Annotated in this window: 14 protein-coding genes and 1 pseudogene; 11 read left to right on the forward strand and 4 right to left on the reverse strand. The window is 54.5% G+C overall.

What is annotated here, in order from left to right; translation table 11 throughout:
• Window positions 1–25: 25 nt before the first annotated feature.
• The gene (porN, locus tag HMJ29_RS09045) at window positions 26–970 is read left to right on the forward strand and encodes a type IX secretion system ring subunit PorN/GldN (protein ID WP_171591172.1); all 945 of its coding nucleotides are present in this window, start codon (window positions 26–28) and stop codon (window positions 968–970) included.
• 102 nt (window positions 971–1072) lie between these two features.
• Window positions 1073–2385, forward strand: a protein-coding gene (locus HMJ29_RS09050) for an IS3 family transposase (RefSeq protein ID WP_244678896.1) whose coding sequence is annotated in 2 segments (ribosomal slippage) — window positions 1073–1480 and window positions 1483–2385 — 1311 coding nt in all. Because the reading frame shifts where the segments join, the coding sequence is not laid out codon by codon here.
• A gap of 36 nt (window positions 2386–2421) precedes the next feature.
• Here the strand turns inward: HMJ29_RS09050 and uvrC are convergent.
• From uvrC to porW, 3 genes are all read right to left on the reverse strand, one after another.
• Entirely contained in the window at window positions 2422–4224 is a 1803-nt protein-coding gene (uvrC, locus tag HMJ29_RS09055) for an excinuclease ABC subunit UvrC (protein WP_171591173.1), read from the reverse strand.
• Between the two features lie 151 nt (window positions 4225–4375).
• On the reverse strand, window positions 4376–6718 hold the full coding sequence (locus tag HMJ29_RS09060) for a penicillin-binding protein 1A (RefSeq protein ID WP_171591174.1): 2343 nt from the start codon (window positions 6716–6718) through the stop codon (window positions 4376–4378).
• A gap of 104 nt (window positions 6719–6822) precedes the next feature.
• Window positions 6823–10032: a type IX secretion system periplasmic lipoprotein PorW/SprE gene (gene porW / locus HMJ29_RS20620; RefSeq protein ID WP_171591175.1), complete on the reverse strand. Its 3210-nt coding sequence runs from the start codon at window positions 10030–10032 to the stop codon at window positions 6823–6825.
• Between the two features lie 242 nt (window positions 10033–10274).
• Here porW and HMJ29_RS09070 point away from each other — a divergent pair, with 242 nt between their 5' ends.
• The 8 genes and pseudogenes from HMJ29_RS09070 to atpG all read left to right on the forward strand — a co-directional run bounded on the left by HMJ29_RS09070 (window position 10275) and on the right by atpG (window position 16219).
• A complete protein-coding gene (locus HMJ29_RS09070; protein WP_171591176.1) occupies window positions 10275–10526 on the forward strand; it encodes an AtpZ/AtpI family protein in 252 nt (83 codons plus the stop codon).
• Window positions 10527–10534: 8 nt separating this feature from the next.
• A complete protein-coding gene (locus HMJ29_RS09075) occupies window positions 10535–10942 on the forward strand; it encodes a hypothetical protein (RefSeq protein ID WP_171591177.1) in 408 nt (135 codons plus the stop codon).
• Between the two features lie 33 nt (window positions 10943–10975).
• Window positions 10976–12031, forward strand: coding sequence for a F0F1 ATP synthase subunit A (gene atpB / locus HMJ29_RS09080; RefSeq protein WP_171591178.1), 1056 nt, complete (start codon window positions 10976–10978; stop codon window positions 12029–12031).
• Window positions 12032–12084: 53 nt separating this feature from the next.
• Window positions 12085–12345 (forward strand): ATP synthase F0 subunit C, encoded by a 261-nt coding sequence (atpE, locus tag HMJ29_RS09085; protein WP_019946527.1) that lies wholly within the window; start codon window positions 12085–12087, stop codon window positions 12343–12345.
• Window positions 12346–12498: 153 nt separating this feature from the next.
• Window positions 12499–12933, forward strand: a pseudogene (gene atpF, locus HMJ29_RS09090) (F0F1 ATP synthase subunit B); the annotation flags it as partial.
• 149 nt (window positions 12934–13082) lie between these two features.
• The gene (gene atpH / locus HMJ29_RS09095; protein ID WP_171591180.1) at window positions 13083–13643 is read left to right on the forward strand and encodes an ATP synthase F1 subunit delta; all 561 of its coding nucleotides are present in this window, start codon (window positions 13083–13085) and stop codon (window positions 13641–13643) included.
• A 5-nt stretch (window positions 13644–13648) separates the two neighbouring features.
• A complete protein-coding gene (gene atpA / locus HMJ29_RS09100) occupies window positions 13649–15232 on the forward strand; it encodes a F0F1 ATP synthase subunit alpha (protein WP_171591181.1) in 1584 nt (527 codons plus the stop codon).
• 96 nt (window positions 15233–15328) lie between these two features.
• Window positions 15329–16219 carry an ATP synthase F1 subunit gamma gene (gene atpG, locus HMJ29_RS09105; RefSeq protein ID WP_171591182.1) on the forward strand — a complete coding sequence of 297 codons (891 nt, stop codon included), beginning with the start codon at window positions 15329–15331 and terminating at the stop codon, window positions 16217–16219.
• A gap of 181 nt (window positions 16220–16400) precedes the next feature.
• On the opposite strand, the gene HMJ29_RS09110 is transcribed toward atpG, so the two are convergent.
• The gene (locus HMJ29_RS09110; RefSeq protein ID WP_171591183.1) at window positions 16401–17126 is read right to left on the reverse strand and encodes an HAD family hydrolase; all 726 of its coding nucleotides are present in this window, start codon (window positions 17124–17126) and stop codon (window positions 16401–16403) included.
• Window positions 17127–17305: 179 nt separating this feature from the next.
• Here HMJ29_RS09110 and pafA point away from each other — a divergent pair, with 179 nt between their 5' ends.
• Window positions 17306–19021, forward strand: coding sequence for an alkaline phosphatase PafA (pafA, locus tag HMJ29_RS09115; protein WP_171591184.1), 1716 nt, complete (start codon window positions 17306–17308; stop codon window positions 19019–19021).
• Window positions 19022–19156 lie beyond the last annotated feature (135 nt).

Here is a 19156-nt window from a genome sequence, read left to right on the forward strand (position 1 = left end):
CGCTACGTTTTTTGATTACCCTGGTATGAATAAATTCCTCTCCTTCGCCGCTCTGACGGCTAGCCTGGCGCTGTCGGTGGCAGCTTCGGCTCAGGAACAAGCTACCACCGCGAGCAGCAATGGCTCGTATCGTCCAATTCCGAATTCGGATATCATGTTCCGGAAAACGATTTGGCGTGCAATTGACCTGCGTGAGAAGCAGAACAAACCGATGTTCTCTGAAGGCCGGGAAATTAGCAAGGTAATCCTAGACGCAGTAAAGCGAGGTGAGCTGCAGGCTTATCGTAATGATTCACTGACGTCGACCTTCTCCTCTAAAGAAGTTACCTCTAACGTATCGTATGCAGAAGCCAACGCTGGCCTCAGCGACGAGGAAAGGGCTGCTGGTTTCACAGAGGATACTGGAGCCGACGATTGGGGTGCTAAGCCTGCCGCCACCAAGCGCCCGAAGCTTGGTGCTAATGGCAAGCCGTTAAAGGATAGCAAAGGCCGGATCATTTATGAAACTGTGGCCGCTGCTCCAGCTAAACCTGCTGCTGCCCCTAGCTACGAGTATCGCCCCAAGGACATCTATCAGATGGAATTGAAGGAGGATATGATTTTCGACAAGAAACGGTCGAGGATGTATCATGATATCAAGTGCATCACGCTGCTGGTTCCATCGACTTTGAGCTCTAACGTATCGGGCATTGAGAAGCCTATCGGTACGTTCAAGTACAGCGACTTGGTAAGGGTGTTCCGCAACAATCCGGATAAAGCCATTTGGTTTAATCCACAGAACGATGCTCAGCACAAGAACTTGGCAGATGCTTTCGAGCTGTGGTTGTTCAACTCTTACATTGTGAAGGTTTCTAACCCCAATGATGCCCGTCTGTCGGATATCTACGGTGGGGAACGGGAAGGCATCCTGGCGTCGCAGCAAGCTGCCGCAGACCTAATTGAGTACGAGTACAACCTCTGGAGCTTCTAAGCTTAAGGAGATACTAAAAAGGCCCTCGCGGATTATCCGCGAGGGCCTTTTTGTTTTCCATGTCCCGTCCGGGTATGTGTTGACACTTTCCCCAGAAATGTCATGCAAAACCCGAAAGAGCCGCATGTGCGGCGTAGTCAGCGCGACTACAGTTTGCCCTTTAAGTTGGCCGTGGTGGGCGAAGTCGGCCGCGGCGAACTGAGCTACAAGCAGGCACAGCGGCGCTATGGTATCCAGGGCCGCAGCACCGTGTTGAGCTGGTGCCGGCGCTATGCCAGCCATTTCGTAACTTCTCAGCAGGCTGACGCTACCTTCCTCAGCCTTGCCCGCCCCGTGGAACTGAGTCCCGAACAGCGCATCAAACAGCTGGAAACGCAGCTGCGCGAGCAGAAAAAACAGTTTGACAAGCAGTTGAAGGACAGCACAGACCTGAATCTGCTGTTGCGCACCATGCTGCAAGTGGTGGAGGAGGACCATGGCATCGCCCTGCCAAAAAAGTCTTTCCAGCGGCCGTTTCCCGCCTGGGGGCCGAAAAAAAGCTAAGCGTGCAGCGCAGCTGCCAGTGCTATGGCGTGAGCCGGCAGGGCCTCTATCAGCGCCGCCAGCGCCAAGCGCGGCAAGCTCAGCGAGCCAACGCCGTGCTGGCGCAGGTGCGGGCCGTACGCACCCGCCTGCCGCGGTTGGGCACGCGCAAGCTCTACCATAAAATTGCTCCGCTACTGCGCGTGCAGGGCGTGAGCTACGGGCGCGATGCGCTCTTCACCCTGCTCGGCCAGCATCAACTGCTGGTGCCCCAAAAACGCAGCTTTACCAAGACCACCGACTCGCATCACCGCTTCCGCTGCCACCCCAACCTGGTCCACGACGCCCCCCCGCCTACGGCGCCCAACCAGCGCTACGTGAGTGACATCACTTACCTGCCCACCCGGCAGGGCACCGTGTACTTGAGCCTGGTCACCGATGCCTTCTCGCGGCGTATCGTGGGCCACCACGTGCACGCCAGCCTGCACACGGCGGGCTGTCTGGCCGCCCTGGCCCAGGCCGTGCGCGCCGCCGGGCCGGCGGCCAGCGGCGGTCTGCATCACTCCGACCGGGGCAGCCAGTACTGCTCCGACGCCTACCAGAATGCCCTGCGCGCCGCCGGGCTGCGCTGCTCGATGACCGACGGCTACGACTGTTACCAGAACGCGCTGGCCGAACGCGTCAACGGCATCCTCAAGGACGAATTCCTCTTCGTGCTGCCCGACGACCTGGCCCAGGCCCGCCTGCTGGTCGGGCAGGCCGTGCACCTGTACAATGAGGAAAGACCCCACCTGGCTCTGAACTACTTAACCCCTAATCAAGTCCATCAGCAAGCGAAAAGCCCCGCCGGAAAAGCCGAGCGGGGCCCTTGCCTTATTCCTGTCAACAGTTAGCCGGACGGGACACCATAGTAACCTATGCTTCAAAATCTACGCACTCTGGCTGAAGTAATCCAGTAAGATGCGAGCCTTGGCTTTACCCACCTCTGCTACCAATTCCGACTCAGTAAGCTCTCTAATCTTCTTCACAGACTTAAACTTAGTTAGCAACTTATCAGCGGTAATGGGGCCTAGGCCTTTTACATCGGTAAGTTCAGTTTTAAGGGTAGCTGCATCACGACGGCTGCGGTGAAAAGTGATACCAAAGCGGTGCACCTCATCACGCATGCGCTGAAACAAGCGGAGCGATTCGCTCTTTTTGTCAATGTAGAGCGGTAATGGATCATTGGGCACGTAGATTTCTTCCAGACGCTTAGCTATCCCAATCACGGCAATCTGCCCCCACAGGTTTAAGTCTTTCAACGCCTTTACGGCCATACTTAACTGGCCTTTGCCACCATCTACAATAACCAGCTGGGGAAGGCTTGCGCCCTCATCCGTTAAGCGCCGATAGCGCCGGCTAACGACTTCATACATAGAGTCGAAGTCGTTGGGGCCAATAACCGTTTTAATATGGTAGTGGCGGTAGTCCTTCTTGCTAGGCCTGGCATTGCGGAAACACACCATAGCGGCCACCGGATTGTCGCCCTGGAAGTTCGAGTTGTCAAAGCACTCTATATGCTTAGGCAGCTCCGTAAGACGCAAATCCTTTTTGATGGTTTCCATAATGCGAACTTCATTCAGGTCTTTGCTTCGGTCGTTCATGCTTTCCTTCTCCTTGCGCAGGTAAAGCACGTTTTTAAGGCTAAGCTCCATGAGCTTGCGCTTGTCGCCGATTTGAGGCTGTGCCACGGTGACGGAGGGCAATGGCAGCGTTGGAACAGCCACGTTGGTCAAAATCTCCTTCGACTGGCTCTCAAACTCCTCCCGCATCTGCATGATCATGGAGGTCAGAATCTCTTCATCCGGTTCGTCCAGCTTTTTTTGTACCTCCACCGATTGGGTAAGGACAATGCTGCCGTTCATTACCTTGAGGTAATTGATAAAAGCAGACTTCTCATTTGAAGCGATACTGAACACATCAATGTTAGAGAGCGAGGCATTAACGATGGTGCTTTTGGCCTGAAACTCGTCAAGCTTATCAAGCTTTTGCTTGAACTGGTGAGCCTGCTCATACTGCTGCTCCTGTGCCGCCTGCATCATCTTCTCTTTGAAGTATTGCTTGGGCAGGCGCAGGTCGCCGTTGAGGATCTGCCGAATCTGCTGAATGTACTGGTTATAGGTTTCCTCGTCTTGCAGCCCTTCACATGGGCCCTTACAATTGCCCAGATGATACTCTAGGCATACCTTAAACTTACCCGCCTCCACATTCTGCGGTGACAGGTTATACGTACACGTGCGCAACGGATAAAGAGCCCTGATAAGCTCCAGCAGGAGATTCATGCCCGTAACGTTGGCGTAAGGACCGTAATAGTGACCGTCGCCGGGCTTTTTGTTTCGGGTGGGGATGAGGCGAGGAAAACGCTCGTTTGTCAGCAGCAGATAGGGATAGGTTTTACCGTCCTTCAGCAGAATGTTGTACTTCGGCTGATGCTGCTTGATTAGATTGTTCTCCAGTAAAAAAGCATCAGACTCAGAGCCAACAATGGTGAACTCAATCCGGTGAATGTTTTTGACCAGCTGTTGGGTCTTCTTGTTGTGATCTTGCTTCGTGAAATAGCTACTCACCCGTTTGCGCAGGTCAATGGCTTTACCTACGTAAATGATGGTATCGGTGACATCGAAGTATTTGTACACGCCGGGCCGGTGGGGGAGCTGGCGGATTTGATCCTGTAGATGGTCTTTGGCAGCCATTATGCTTGAATCGGGAGGGTTGTTTCTGAGTACTCAGTTGCGGGCCTTTTGTTCGGCTAGGCCAGTAAGGCAAGCAAAAATGAGAGATAATAATAAAAAAGGTGGCAGGTGAAAAACACCTGCCACCTCCAAATAGCGCCCAAAAAACAGATTAAATATCTTGGTCCTGCAGATCGTTTAAATCTACTTGGTTCAGCTTCTGGTCGTACGGAATAGTGTCGCGCTGAGCGCCGCCGTAGTAGCGAGAGCAGTCAATCTCTATGCTTAGGGGCTTTTCGGGTTTAGGAAACGGACCAGTGTTAATGCCAATGCTTTTATCGGCGTATACCTTCCGCATAAATAAGCCGTAGATGGGCAGTGCTAGGCGTGAGCCTTGGCCGTAGGCCCCGGTGCGGAAATGGACACTACGGTCTTCACCACCAACCCACATGCCACACACTAGGTCAGGAGTCAGGCCCATAAACCAGCCGTCGGAGTAGTTACTGGTGGTGCCGGTTTTAGCTCCTATTTCATACGGGAATTTGAAGCCATTCTTCAGAATGATGGAAGTACCCCCCTGCTCCTCGGTAGCCCCCCGCAACATATACGTCATCAGGTAGGCAGTTTCTTCACTAAGGGCTTCCCGTGTTTGCGGCGTGAAGTCGCGCAACACGTTACCATTCTTGTCCTCAATGCGGGTGACCATTATGGGGGAGGTCCAAACGCCTTTGTTTACGAAGGTGCTATAAGCTCCCGCTAACTCGTAGATGCTCACATCGGAAGAGCCAAAGCCTACCGCTGGTACAGCTTCAATCGGAGAGGTAATACCTAGGCGCTTGGCATAGCTCACAATAGTTTCAGGCTCCAACTTCTTGACCAGCCACGCCGTGATAGAGTTCATAGAGCGGGCCAAGGCCTGACGCAGGGTAAAGGAACGACCGGAATAGCTGCCCTCGAAATTTTTAGGAGTGTAAGCCGGGCGCCCTCGCTCCGCGGGAAAAGTAGTGGCTACGTCGGGGCGTTGGTAGCAGGGAGAGTAGCCCTGGTCGATAGCGGCCACGTACACGAAAGGCTTGAACGTAGAGCCCGGCTGGCGCTTGCCCTGCTTTACGTGGTCGTACTTGATGTACTTAAAGTTGATACCGCCCACCCAGGCTTTTACCTGTCCGTTTAGTGGGTTCATGGCCATGAAGCCAGAGTGTAGAATCCGCTTGTAGTAGGCCAGTGAGTCCATCGGCGACATAAGCACTTCCTTCTCGCCACCCTGCCACGTGAATACCTTCATTTTGTACTTCTTGTTCAGGTAGTACTTGATGGAGTCTTTGTTGCCCTCGAAGCGGTTAGTCAAGGACTTATACCGCTCGGTGCGCTGAATGCTGGTATTGAGGAAGTTTGGGATGACTTTACCGTTTTCATCTCGCCACGGCTGCTGGCCTTTCCATTGTTGATCAAACCACTTCTGCTGAAGCTTCATGTGTTCGGCCACAGCTCCTTCGGCATACTTCTGCATGCGGGAGTCGATGGTGGTGTAAATTTTCAGGCCGTCGGCATACAGATCGTGGTCGGTTTCCTTGGCCCAAGCTTTCAGCACTTTGCTAACCTCCACCCGAAAATAGGGGGCAATACCTTCGTTCTGGTTTTCTACCTTATAGTCTAGCGCAATAGGCCTAGCAACGGCCTTTTGGTAAGTAGGCTCATCAATGTAGTGGTACTTGTTCATCTGGCTCAGCACCCAGTCGCGCCGGCGCTTGGAGCGCTCGGGGTTACGCACAGGGTTGAACCAGGAGGGTCCGTTTACCACGCCCACCAGCAACGCAGCTTCTTCCAGCTTTAAGTTGGCAGGTTTCTTATTAAAGAAGGTTTTAGCGGCTACTGTGATACCAAAGGCGTTGGAGCCGTACTCAGCGGTATTGAGGTACATCCGCAGAATCTCGCGCTTGGTGTAGTTGCGTTCCAGCCGCACAGCCATGATCCATTCCTTCGTTTTGATGATGATCATGCGTAGGCCAGGCACATCATTCAAGGCGCCGTCGTTCAGGTCTTCCCGCGTGCGGAAGAGCATTTTGGCAACCTGCTGCGTGAGAGTAGATGCCCCACCGCTTTTACGGAACGTGGCAATACCCACGGCAGCGCGGCCTAGTCCTTTCAAATCAATACCGGAGTGTTCCTCAAAGCGGGCATCTTCAGTGGCTATGAGGGCATCAATGAGGTGCTGGGGGAGCTCCTCGTATTCGGCGGGAGTACGATTTTCGTGGAAGTACTTACCCATCAGTATCCCATCGGCCGAGTATATTTCAGACGCCAGTTCGCTCTTGGGGTTTTCCAGCGTCTTGAGGTTGGGCATGCGCCCAAACAAATTCAGGAAGTTGACGCTAACGGCCAGTACATACAGAATTGCTCCTACAATGCCGGCGCCAAATAACACCCAGAAGGTGCGGGTAATACCCGTGAAGCGGCCGCTAGAATTAGGCTTGCGTGCAGTTAGTTTAGCTTTCTTAGTGGCGGGGTAAGCCATTGGTGCAGTAAGTGGTGAAGAATGCGTGGCCCAGACCCGGAGTGCTAGCCGCCTGTCGGGCTCTAGGCCACTATAGCACAGGCAGGTACCGCCTCAAATCAGGGCTAACGGTAATTCTGTTGGTAAAAACGCTGGTACTCCTCCAGGTCCTTGGTTTGGAGGAGGAGCGGCAAGTTATCAATACTGATTACAAGGGTTTGGTAACCCGCGCCGCGCAATTTGCTCAAGGGCGACTGGGGGCCTCTGAGCTTAGTAGCATAACTCTGAGCAACTTTCGCACCAGGCAGGCTTTGTACTAGCACAACTTCCTGAGCATCGCCCAAGGGCTGTTGCGCTACCTGCAGGTTATTGGCCTTGAAGTATCGGGTATTGTAAGCTCCCAGCTGAGTAGGTAATTCTTGCAGCGGAGCCGCTCCTTTCGGGAAAATTAACGCAACTACGTGCGCCGCCGCCACATCTGCTTTGTAAGGCGTGGCGGGCTTGACTGGGGTAGCGGCAGGAGCCGGCACCGGGGTAGCAGAGGAGGGCGCAGTAACCGGTGAGGTGGTAGGAGGAGAGGTGGCACCCGAATCAGTGGCAACTGGAGCCGGAAGCGGAGGAGTAGAACCAGAAGCGTACGGGGTTTTAGCTGGGGCGGGCGTTTTTTTACCACGTGCCCGAGCTTGGGCTGCCGCCATGCGCGCCGCTTTAACCGGGTCAACTGGCGGAGCGGCTGGGGTAACGGGAGCTTCTACGGGCGGCATTATGGGTTCCGGAGTAGGAGGTACGGAAGCCGCTGGAACTTCCGGAGCGGCTTTGCCGGGTGTGGTGGCACCAGGGCGTGAAGGGCTGCTAGCTGGTGTACTACCAGGCGTGGCTAATGGAGTAGATACCGCGGGAGAAGGAGTAGCCGCCGAGTTGGGCACCATGGGCAGCGCCGGCGACTCGTTTTCGGCGTAGTAAATCCGCATGCGATTTTCTACTTCGCCAGGCTTGAAAGCTGAAACCACAGGTTTATCCATTGAGGCCAGCGCCCCTGTAATTTTCCCTGCTTCGTAATCTTTATAAACTGTGATGAGTGTAGCAGCTTGGGGCGCCAAGGAGCTTTCCGGATAGTCCTTGGCAAATTGCTCCACGGCGGCCTTGGCGGTGGCCGGCGGCTGCGTCCGGATGGCGAGCAAGGTATTGAGGAAAGCTACCCGATCGTTCAGGTCATTCTCAGGGTATTGCTTTTTGGCACGCACCAGTACCGCTGAAGCCTTCTTAAACTCTTGCTTCTTATAAAAGGTGAAAGCAGAGTCTACTAGAACGGCCACCTGCGCATTGGCAATAGAAGTGCGGCGCAGATATTCCGGATCTGCCACCAAGCGGGCGTAAGATGAGTTAGGGTAGTTCTGGCGAAGACGCTCGGCATATCCTTCAGCTTTAGCCGTCTGGTTCTGATCTTTATGAATCAGGTACAGAATGTACAGCGTTTCGGCCGTGTGAGCCCCTTGCGGGAAACGGGTTAACAGCTTCTCATATGTCTCTACGGCTGGTACGGGCTCTCTTAACTGCTGATTATAGATACCGCCCAACTGATAAAGCGCCTCCTGCACTTGCGCCTGAGAAGCCTGCATCTGAACTTCGGTGAGCGGGATGTTTTGCCGGTAGCCCGCTAACAAAGCTGTTAGCTGGTCCGGCGCCTCAGTAGAAGTAGTTTGCGGGTCTACACCAGGGGCATTAACAGTGGTATTGCCTAACCCAGCAATAGATACTGGTACGCTGCCTCCTCGCTGCGTAACGGGTGAGTTGCTGGCTTGCGATACAAAACGCCAGTTATCCTGCAACGGACGGTCGCCCCACTTCCGGATAAACTCGCCACGGGCAGTACTCAGAGACGTGGGGTTGTCGAAGTACCACTTGGCTCCCGTACTCATGTCAGCAAAGGCCATGGGGTCAATGTTGGGCTGACCATCGCGGGCAGTGCTGACGCCGGTGGATGTCTGCAGGTCGCGCTGGGCTTCGCGGGCCTGCCGTGCCGCCAGCGCTTCCTCGGCCTTGCGGCGCGTGTCAATCTCCGCCTGGGCGTAGGCCACTAACCGGGTACGCAGCGTGGCCGTGTCAAGCCGAGCTAAAGCTTGTAAGCTATCCTGGGCTTCAACAATGCTGATTTGCTGCGCAAAGCCCTTGAGTGTAGCGGCTCGCTCTGAGATGGCCGCGTACTCCGGCGCCTCTTTCGGCAAGGCTTGTACTGTGCTGTCATAATACGCAGCTGCCAAGCGGTAGCGCTGTAGATTCTCGTAGTAGATGCGGCCCGCCAGCAAATAGGTGTAGGGCTTCTGCGTACGGCTAGGGGTAGGAGTGCGGGCCGATTTTTCCAGTAGAGCCAGAGCCTCCGGGTAGCGCTGCTGCCGGTAGTTCAGCCGCGCCATCTCGTAATAGATCTTGTCCTGGTACTCTTTGTTCTTGGTGTCCTTGAGCAGCTTGGCGAAATACTTATCTAGCCGGGCTTTGTCGTTCTGGTTCAGGTCAGATACCTGGCCTAGCATGAGCTTACTGAAAAAGTCCAGCTCATACGGTGGGTTTTTCTTCAGAATCTGGTTTAGCTCAGCATACGCCTTTTTGTCGTCACCCTGGGCTTGGTAAAGCTGCGCCAGAATATAGCGCGTGCGCGACTGCTCGTTCTTGGGGGTAATAAGCGGAATGGCTTGCTCCAGTTGAGCAATAGCCTTGGGCTGGTCTCCTGTAAGCAGGTAATACTCGGCTCGTGTCAGAAAAAGCTCCCGCGCATTGAGAGGAGTACCTTGTTCCTTATCCAGAATATCGGATACGGCCGATGCACTCTCTAGCTCTTTGGTGGCCAGGAAAGTGCGCATCAGCCATATCAGGGCCTCATGCCGGGCATTAGGGTCGTTGCTGGTACTGTTTACGTACTTAAACGTCTTGGCCGCGTCTTCATACTCGGCTTTATAGAAGCGCGCTTTGCCTACTAATATATAGCTGTCATCGGTCCAGTCGGAGCCCGGCCGGTGCTGGATGGGCAACGACGACTTCTTGATGATATCTTCCATATCTGCCGCAATACGGCCCACGGTAGCCTCATCGAGGGTAGGGAAAAGCGGCAGCACTCGGTTATAGTCATTAACCCGAGCCTTATATAAGGCCTCCTCAGAGGCACGCATTTTTTCGCGTGCCAGAAAATAGGCGTTGTCGCGAGCTACTACATTATCATAGGCGTGGCCTACCAAGGAGCGGCGCTCCGAGGAACAGCTCACCACGCCCGCCAGCAGCAGTAGGGCCGCAGTCGGAGCCGAGAGAAGACGGATAAGCGAAAAAGTCGTCGGGTTAGTCACAAGGCAGCTTAAAGGCTCGGGAGGGAGAGCAGACAGAAAACGCGCTGGCTGCGCCGAATCGTTCGGGACAGAAGCACTCTTTACTGTAACGCGGCACTACGGGTAAAATTACGGCATTAATTCTTGACCGTTGCCAGCGGCAGATTTACCGCTTTTTCTGGTTCTGGAGGTGGCTTATAAAGGATGGGCAACTACCTACGCGCATCCTCGTACTTTTGCATCCCATTTGGTAGCTCCCCACCATGCCAACACCTCCTCCCAATTCCCGCAAAACCACTGAGGCAGATTCCTCTTCTGACCGGCTTCGCAGTTTTGCCCGGTATTCTGGCATTGGTATTCAAATGCTGGCCACTATTGGCCTGAGCACCTGGGCAGGCTACTGGCTTGATGGGCACTTCCAAACCAAGACACCCTGGTTTACGGTAGGCTTGATGCTGTTAGGCCTGTTTGCCGCCTTGTATAATGTGATACGCTCAGTCACGAAAGATCAATAGCCTCGCCCGTGAAAGCATTCTTCCGCTCTTACCTGATTTTTTGTCTGCTGATAGGTTTCGTGCTGTATGCTCTGCACAGCCAGTTTGGCCCGCGTATCATCCATCCGTTTACGCCCTACACGTTTGCCTTCTTTGCTATACTCACCCTCTTAACGTACCGAGTGACGGCAAAGCTCGTGCAGGCTAACCCCGATAATTTCTTAGTAGCCTACTTCGGCACGATGGTCGTGCGACTACTTTTATCGCTGGTATTGGTATTAGTGTACCTTTTTAAAGGAGGTGGAAAGGAGGGCGACGCCCGTTGGGCATTCTTAGGGAGCTTCTTCGTCTTGTATTTTCTCTTTGCCGGGTTTGAAGTCTGGAGCGTTCTGAGTAACTTGCGCCCGTTTTCAAAACCGGGTGAAACCACAAAATGAGTTTTTTGTGAAGATAACCCTAAATCCCACTGAATGAAGCGTTTACTGATAGCTCTCTTTTGCATTCTTTCGCTTCCCGTTTTTGCTCAAGAGCATGGCTCCGCTGCTGCGGAGGGTGCCAAGACGGAGGAGTTCCGTCCCGGCGACATGATTCTGCACCACATTGGTGACTCGCACGAGTGGCACTGGTTCTCGAACGACAACAACCATTTCACTACTTACCTGCCTGTTATTGCCTTCCGTCCTGGCAAAGGCCTGTCCGTATTCTCGTCGCGCAACCTAGCCGAAGGCAAGGTATACGATGGCCTAAAGCTGGAGCATGAAAAACTGGAAGCCGAAGATGGCGGCAAGGTGTACGACTTCTCTATTACTAAGAATGTAGCCTCGCTGATGCTGAGCGCAGCCATTCTGCTGTTGGTATTCACATCGGTGGCCCGTGGTTATGCTAAGCGTGGTACCGGTGCTCCGCGCGGTATCCAATCGTTCTTTGAGCCTGTTATCGTGTTCATCCGCGATGAGGTAGCCAAAAAGTCTATCGGCCCGAAGTATGAGCGCTACATGCCATACCTGCTGACGGTGTTCTTCTTCATCTGGTTTAATAACCTGATGGGCCTGCTGCCCGGTGCTGCCAACCTCACTGGCAACATTGCCGTGACGCTCACAATGGCCGTTATCACGCTGCTGGTAACGCTGTTTAGCTCCAACAAAAACTACTGGCATCACATCTTCGCCACGCCTGGCGTACCGAAGGCCCTGTTGCCGATCATGGTTCCCGTGGAGATCATCGGCATCTTTGTAAAGCCATTCTCCCTGATGGTTCGTCTGTTCGCCAACATTACGGCGGGTCACATTGTAATCCTGAGCTTTATCTCGCTCATCTTCATCTTTAAGAGCGTAGCAGTTAGCCCAGTATCTATTGCCTTCGGCCTGTTCATCAACATGCTGGAGCTGCTGGTAGCCATCCTGCAGGCCTACATCTTCACGCTGCTGACTGCCATGTACATCGGCGGCGCAGTAGAAGAGCACCACGATGCTGATTACCAGATGGGTGGTGGCGAAGGCGCTGATAATGCCCACGCTGCTCACTAAGTAGTTTTTCCCTCCTGATTTTTTCGTTTTTCACTTCCCCAAACCTTTGTTTTATGCTTCTTTCTCTGTTGTTGCAGGCCATTACTAATTCCGCTGGTCTGGCCGTATTCGGTGCTGCTATTGGTGCTGGTCTGGTTGCTTTGGGTGCCGGTCTGGGCATCGGTCGTATCGGTGGTCAGGCTATGGAAGCCATTGGCCGTCAGCCAGAAGCTTCAGGCAAAATCCAAACTGCCATGCTAATCGTAGCGGCTCTGATCGAAGGTCTGGCTCTGTTCGCAGTAGTAGTTTGCTTGCTGATTTCGTTCAATCTGTAAGCATTGAGATAGTACAGGAGCAGCCCGCTGCGCGTCGCTTCAGCGCACGGCGCAGCGGGCTGCCTTGGCTTTCTGGTACTGAGTAGTATAGGCCTAGGCCATAGTATTCAGCCACCACTTTGAGTAATAGTTCTCACTACTCACATCTATCTCATGCCTCCTATAGTAAATCCCGAATTAGGCCTGATTTTCTGGCAGGTGGTGATTTTCGGCATCGTGCTGCTCTTGCTGCGCTCGTTTGCCTGGAAACCCATCTTAGCTTCTTTGAAAGAGCGTGAAAGCTCCATCGAAGGCGCCCTGCGCATGGCTGACCAAGCCAAGCTGGAAATGCAGGAACTGAAAGCTGGCAACGAGAAGTTGTTAGCCGAAGCTCGCTTGGAGCGCGACCGGATTCTGAAAGAAGCCACCGCCGTTTCCACTCAGCTCATCGAGCAAGCCAAAACCAAGGCTACCGAAGAAGGTGCCCGCATGATTGAGCAAGCTCGTGAAGCCATTCAGAACGAGAAAAACGCAGCGCTGGCTGAGGTGAAAGGCACCGCCGCCAAGCTCTCCATTGATATTGCTGAGCGCATCCTGCGCCGCGAACTGGCCGACCAGCCAGCTCAGCAGCAGCTCGTGGACTCGTATCTGCAGGAAGTAAAACTGAACTAAGAAGTCGGGAGCTAGAAGCTAGTAGAGGTAAGCCCAACGCGGTTTTTCTTCTGGCTCCTAACTCCTAGCTCCTAACTCCTACAAGAATGTCTGAACTACGAGTTGCCTCCCGCTATGCCAAATCGTTGCTTGATTTGGCCGAGGAGCAGGGTACGCTGGAGCAAGTAAAGCAGGACATGGATCTGTTCAACCAGGTGTTGAGCGAGAACCGTGACCTTCGCTTGCTGTTGCGTAACCCCATCGTCAAGCACGACAAGAAACTGGCTATTCTGCGCGCCGTGTTCGGCGGTAAGGTGTCGGACCTCACGGAGAAGTTCTTCACCATTATTACGCAGAAAAACCGCGAAAGCGCCCTGGAATATATCGGCGCTGAGTTTCTGACCCAATATAATCTGCTGCGTGGCGTGCAGTTGGCCGAGGTTACTACCGCTACGCCGCTCAACGCTACTACCCGCTTGCAGGTGTCTGACCTGGTTCGCCAGCAGACTGGCCTACAGCAAGTCACGCTAACTGAGAAGATTGATCCAGCGCTTATCGGCGGCTTCGTGCTGCGCGTGGGCGACCGGCTCATTGATGACTCGGTTAGTTACCGGTTGCGCAAGCTGCGCACCGAATTCTCGAAGAACCCCTACCAATCTCAACTATAAGCGTCATGGCAGAAGTACGTCCGGATGAAGTATCCGCCATTCTGCGGGAGCAGCTGTCTAACTTCAAAACCGAAGCCGAACTCGAAGAGGTTGGTACGGTTCTGCAGGTAGGTGACGGTGTAGCCCGCATCTACGGTCTGGGCAAAGCCCAGTCGGGGGAATTGCTCGAATTTGAAAATGGTCTGCAGGCCCTCGTGCTTAACCTGGAAGAAGATAACGTAGGTGCCGTAATGCTCGGCGACTACTCTGAAATCCGGGAAGGCGCAACGGTACGCCGTACCAATAAAATTGCTTCCATTAAAGTTGGTGAAGGCATTGTGGGCCGCGTGGTAAACACACTTGGCCAGCCCATCGATGGTCGTGGCCCAATCCAGGGTGAGCTGTACGATATGCCCTTGGAGCGTAAAGCCCCAGGTGTAATCTACCGCCAGCCCGTAAACGAGCCCATGCAGACGGGTATCAAGGCTATCGACGCCATGATTCCAATCGGTCGTGGCCAGCGCGAACTGATCATCGGCGACCGTCAGACGGGTAAGTCAACGGTAGCTATCGACACCATCCTGAACCAGCGCGAGTTCTTCGACCGCGGTGAGCCGGTTTTCTGCATCTACGTAGCTGTAGGTCAGAAAGCTTCTACCGTTGCTCAGGTAGTAAACGCCCTGACTAAAGGCGGTGCTATGGACTACACAGTAGTAGTGTCGGCTTCGGCTTCTGACCCTGCGCCGATGCAGTTCTTTGCTCCCTTCACGGGTGCCGCCATTGGTGAGTTCTTCCGCGATACCGGTCGTCCGGCCCTCGTAGTGTACGATGACTTGTCGAAGCAGGCAGTGGCCTACCGTGAGGTGTCACTGTTGCTGCGTCGTCCTCCCGGACGTGAGGCGTACCCCGGCGACGTATTCTACCTGCACAGCCGCCTGTTGGAGCGTGCCGCGAAGATCAATGCTTCCGACACCATCGCTCGCGACATGAACGACCTGCCCGAGAGCATCAAGCACTTGGTGAAAGGTGGTGGCTCGCTGACGGCTCTGCCGCTCATCGAGACCCAGGCGGGTGACGTTTCGGCATACATCCCTACGAACGTAATTTCGATTACGGACGGCCAGATCTTCCTCGAGACCAACCTCTTCAACTCGGGTATCCGCCCCGCCATCAACGTAGGTATCTCGGTATCGCGCGTAGGTGGTAACGCGCAAATCAAGTCAATGAAGAAGGTATCGGGTACGCTGAAGCTTGACCAGGCACAGTTCCGTGAGCTGGAAGCCTTCGCCAAGTTCGGCTCTGACCTTGACGCTTCGACCAAGCTCACCATTGAGCGCGGCCGTCGTAACCTCGAAATCCTGAAGCAGCCCCAGTTCTCGCCCCAGAAGGTAGAGGATCAGGTAGCCGTAATCTACGCTGCTACCAACGGTCTGCTCGACCAGGTTCCTGTAAATAAGGTGCGTGAGTTCGAGAAGGAGTTCGTGCAGGTAATGAATACTCGTCACCCGGAGGTGCTGCAGGCACTGAAGGCTGGCAAGCTGGACGACACCGTTACCGGTGCCATCCGTCAGGTTGCCAAAGACCTGTCGGCAGTATACGCTTCTAAGTAACTGGTTGATTGTTGGTTGTTGATTGTTGGATGTTTAGCTTTTCGAAGAGCTCGTCCAGCAATCAACAATCAGCAACTGACAATCAACACTTGATAAATGGCAAGCTTAAAAGAAGTCCGGAGCCGCATCACGTCGGTGCAAAGCACGCAGCAAATCACGAAAGCCATGAAAATGGTGGCCGCGGCCAAGCTGCGTCGGGCTCAGGATAACATCCTGCGCCTGCGCCCCTACGCGCAACGGCTCAACAATATTCTGGGCAACCTGACGGCTCTGGCTGGCGATGACGTGGTAAGTGAATACGGCGTAGCCCGCGACGTAAACCGCGTTCTAATCATTGCCATTACCTCAGACCGTGGCCTAGCCGGTGCGTTCAACAGCAACATCTTCAAAGGCGTTAATGCTACCATTCAGGAGCGTTATGCTACGCAGGCTGCGGCTGGAAACGTTACGGTGCTGGCTATTGGCCGCAAGGCACATGAGTACTATGGTAAGCGTTTGCCGCTGCTAGGCAACTACACGCACGTATTCGGCAAGCTGTCGTTTGATACGGTGCGTGAAGCTGCCGAGCAGGCCATGGAAGGCTTCCGCACAGGCCAGTACGATGAAGTGGTAATGGTCTACAATGAGTTCCGGAACGTGGCTACGCAGATCGTACGCGCCGAGCAGCTGCTGCCGCTGGTGCCCAATGAGCTGCCCGTCAACGCACCGGCTGCTTCAAACGTGGACTACATCTTCGAGCCCTCGAAAGAGGAAATCGTGCAAACCCTGATTCCGCAGTCGATTAAGGTGCAGCTGTACAAGGCTGTGCTGGAAAGCAACGCTTCGGAGCACGGCGCCCGCATGACGGCCATGGAGAAAGCCACGGAAAACGCTGGTGAGCTGCTGAAGCAACTCAAGCTGACGTACAACCGTACCCGTCAGGCTGCCATCACCACCGAGATCCTCGAAATTGTGGGTGGCGCAGAAGCACTGGCTGCCAGCCGCTAAGAATATCCTGAAAACAGAAAGGCCCGATTCCGTCTGGAATCGGGCCTTTCTGTTTTCTGATAGATGGCCTAGGTCATTTTGTGGGCGCCTCACCCCCGGCCCCCTACGCCGCTTGATGCGCGGAATGAAAAAGGAGATGAGAGTCCGGAGTACACTGGTTGTGAAGCAGCTTTAGCTAGAGTTACATCTTCATGTACTCGCGCTTCGCTAGTTGTTTGCTGGGTTTCGGAATGGGTAGGTTTTGCTCTAGCAGGTTTAGGACCTGCGCTGGAGTAATTTGCGTGAAGTCTTTGATAACCTTCAGAGGCGCCTGGAATTTGGCAGGCTTGATGGAGGTGCTGAGAGCAATGCAGCGCATACCGGCTTTGTAGGCCGCTTGCTCACCCATTAGAGCATCTTCAAAGACGATGCAGCGCTCGGCCGGAATGCCTAGCTCACGAGCCGTGACAGTGTAAGTATCAGCGTGCGGTTTGCCGTGGTCTACGTCATCCTTGGTTATCACTACATCAAAGTAACGGCGCAGGTCAAGGTGGTCGATAATGTAGCCGATGGTGTCGTTGCCGGAACCGGTGCCTAGGCCTGTTTTGAAGCCAGCGGCTCGGGCATCGTGCAGGAACTGCGTGAGACCGGGCATTGCCCGGCGCTTCTCCCAGTAGAGAGTGCGGTACAGAAATTCACGCTGGTTGGCGTAGGTTTCCAATTGTTTCTTTGGAACGGGATTGGTAAATACTGTTTCCAGAATTTTGGTGGCGGGCATGCCGTTGAGACGCTTCAGCAGTTGCAGCGCATTGGTAGTGAGGCCTAGGTCACGGAACAAGAGTTGAAAGGCGCGGGCCTGTACGGACGTGTTATTTATCAGGACGCCGTCCATGTCGAAAATGAGGGCGTAGGGAGTAGATTCTGCCATAGCAGGGTAGAGGCGAAGTATAAAGTTTGGGAAGCCAGAAGTGGCCTAGCAACATGGCTACTGTACGTGGCAGGGTTGAATACGGCTGTAGACGAGGTTAGTCCGGCTGATGGGGCCTATCTTTGCGGCCACTTGTTCTAACCCGGCAGTTTGCTTCCGGAGATTAACTCTTCCTTCCTTTGAAAAAACGCCTGAGCCTGTTGCTGGCAGCCACGTTGGCTCTGCCCGCTTTCGCCCAGAAAGCCTCAAAAGCACTCGACCGCCCCAAATTGGTAGTAGGGATTGTAGTAGACCAAATGCGCTACGATTATCTCTACCGTTACTGGAGTAAGTATGGCAATGGAGGCTTCCGTCGCCTGCTTGGTGAGGGCTTTAGCTATGAAAATGCCCATTATAACTACGTGCCCACCTATACCGGGCCCGGGCACGCCAGCATTTACACGGGTACAACACCCTCGGTGCATGGCATTGTAGGTAACAACTGGCTCGTGCGCGAAGAAGGCAAGGGTACCTACGTTACTGAAGACAACACCGTGCAGTCGGTGGGAGGGACGGCCGCGGCTGGGCAACAGTCGCCGCGCCACATGCTCACCAGCACTATTACCGATGAGCTGCGCTTGGCCACCAATTTCCAGAGCAAGGTAATAGGCGTGTGCATAAAGGACCGTGGCTCCATTCTGCCCGCCGGCCACGCGGCCAATGCCGCCTACTGGTACGATGGCTCAAACGGTGCTTTCATCTCCAGTACCTTCTACCAGGCCACGCTGCCCGAGTGGGTGCAGCAGTTCAACCAGAAACAGCTGGCGGCGCAGTACCTGAGCAAGCCCTGGGAAACGCTGCTGCCCATAGGCCAGTACACCGAAAGCTCACCCGATGATGTAGCATGGGAAGGCGCATTCAGGGGCGAAGCCAAGCCGGTATTTCCGCATGATTTGCCAACCCTGAGTGCCACGCCCATTACGGCTGTAAAGCAGAACATGCAGGCAGAAGGGGAGAAGGCACCCGCCACTACACCGCGCAACCTCGATCTGATTCGCTCAACCCCCTTTGGGAACACGCTTACGCTGGAGTTTGCGCTGGAAGCCTTGCGGGCAGAACAGCTAGGCCAGCGCGGTCAGACTGATTTCCTGGCCCTGAGCTTTTCCAGCACCGACTACGTAGGCCACCAGTTCGGCCCCAATGCCATTGAAACCGAAGATACCTACCTGCGCCTTGATCGGGACCTGGAGCGCCTGTTTCAGTACCTGGATAAGACAGTAGGCCGCAAACAGGTGCTGGTGTTCCTGAGTGCCGACCACGGCGCGGCCCATTCCCCTGATTTCCTGCGCGACAAGCGGATTCCGGCAGGCTCCGTGGGCCCTGGTATCATGCGCGACTCACTGCAGCGGAAGCTGGTGCAGCTGCACGGCGCCGGCAAGTGGGTACTCAGCTATGAGAACCAGCAGGTGTATTTGAACCGACCCCTGATTGAGGAGAAAAAGCTTGACCTCTACCAGATGCAGCGGGAAGTAGCCAAACTAATGACTGGCTTTGCCGGCGTAACCCGGGCTATTACGGCCGAAGACCTGCAGAAATCGCACTGGGAGAGCGGGATGCTGATGTATCTGGAAAATGGCTACTTCCCCAAGCGCTCCGGCGACGTGATGGTGGTGCTGGCGCCCGGCTGGCTAGAGTCATACCAATACCCCATCAACAAAGGCACCACGCACGGCTCCTCGGGCAACTATGACACGCACATTCCCATGGTATTCTGGGGCTGGCATGTAAAGCACGGCGAGTCATCAGCTCCGGCTAAAATCACCGATATTGCGGCCACATTGGCTCGCTGGCTGCACATTCAGGAGCCCGATGGCTGCACGGGGCAGCCTCTGCAGGAGGTATTGTCGCAGAGGTAGCCCTGGCAACGTAAAAAGCAGAACAACGTAGGCCTCTTGCCGATTTGCACCATCAAACGCACCAGCTGCGTATACACACTTCTTTAACTACCACTACTTACTGCGCGGCACACGGCCGCGCGCCTACTTTCCTCT

The sequence above is a fragment of the Hymenobacter taeanensis genome, assembly GCF_013137895.1.
GTDB classification, from domain to species: Bacteria; Bacteroidota; Bacteroidia; order Cytophagales; family Hymenobacteraceae; genus Hymenobacter; species Hymenobacter taeanensis.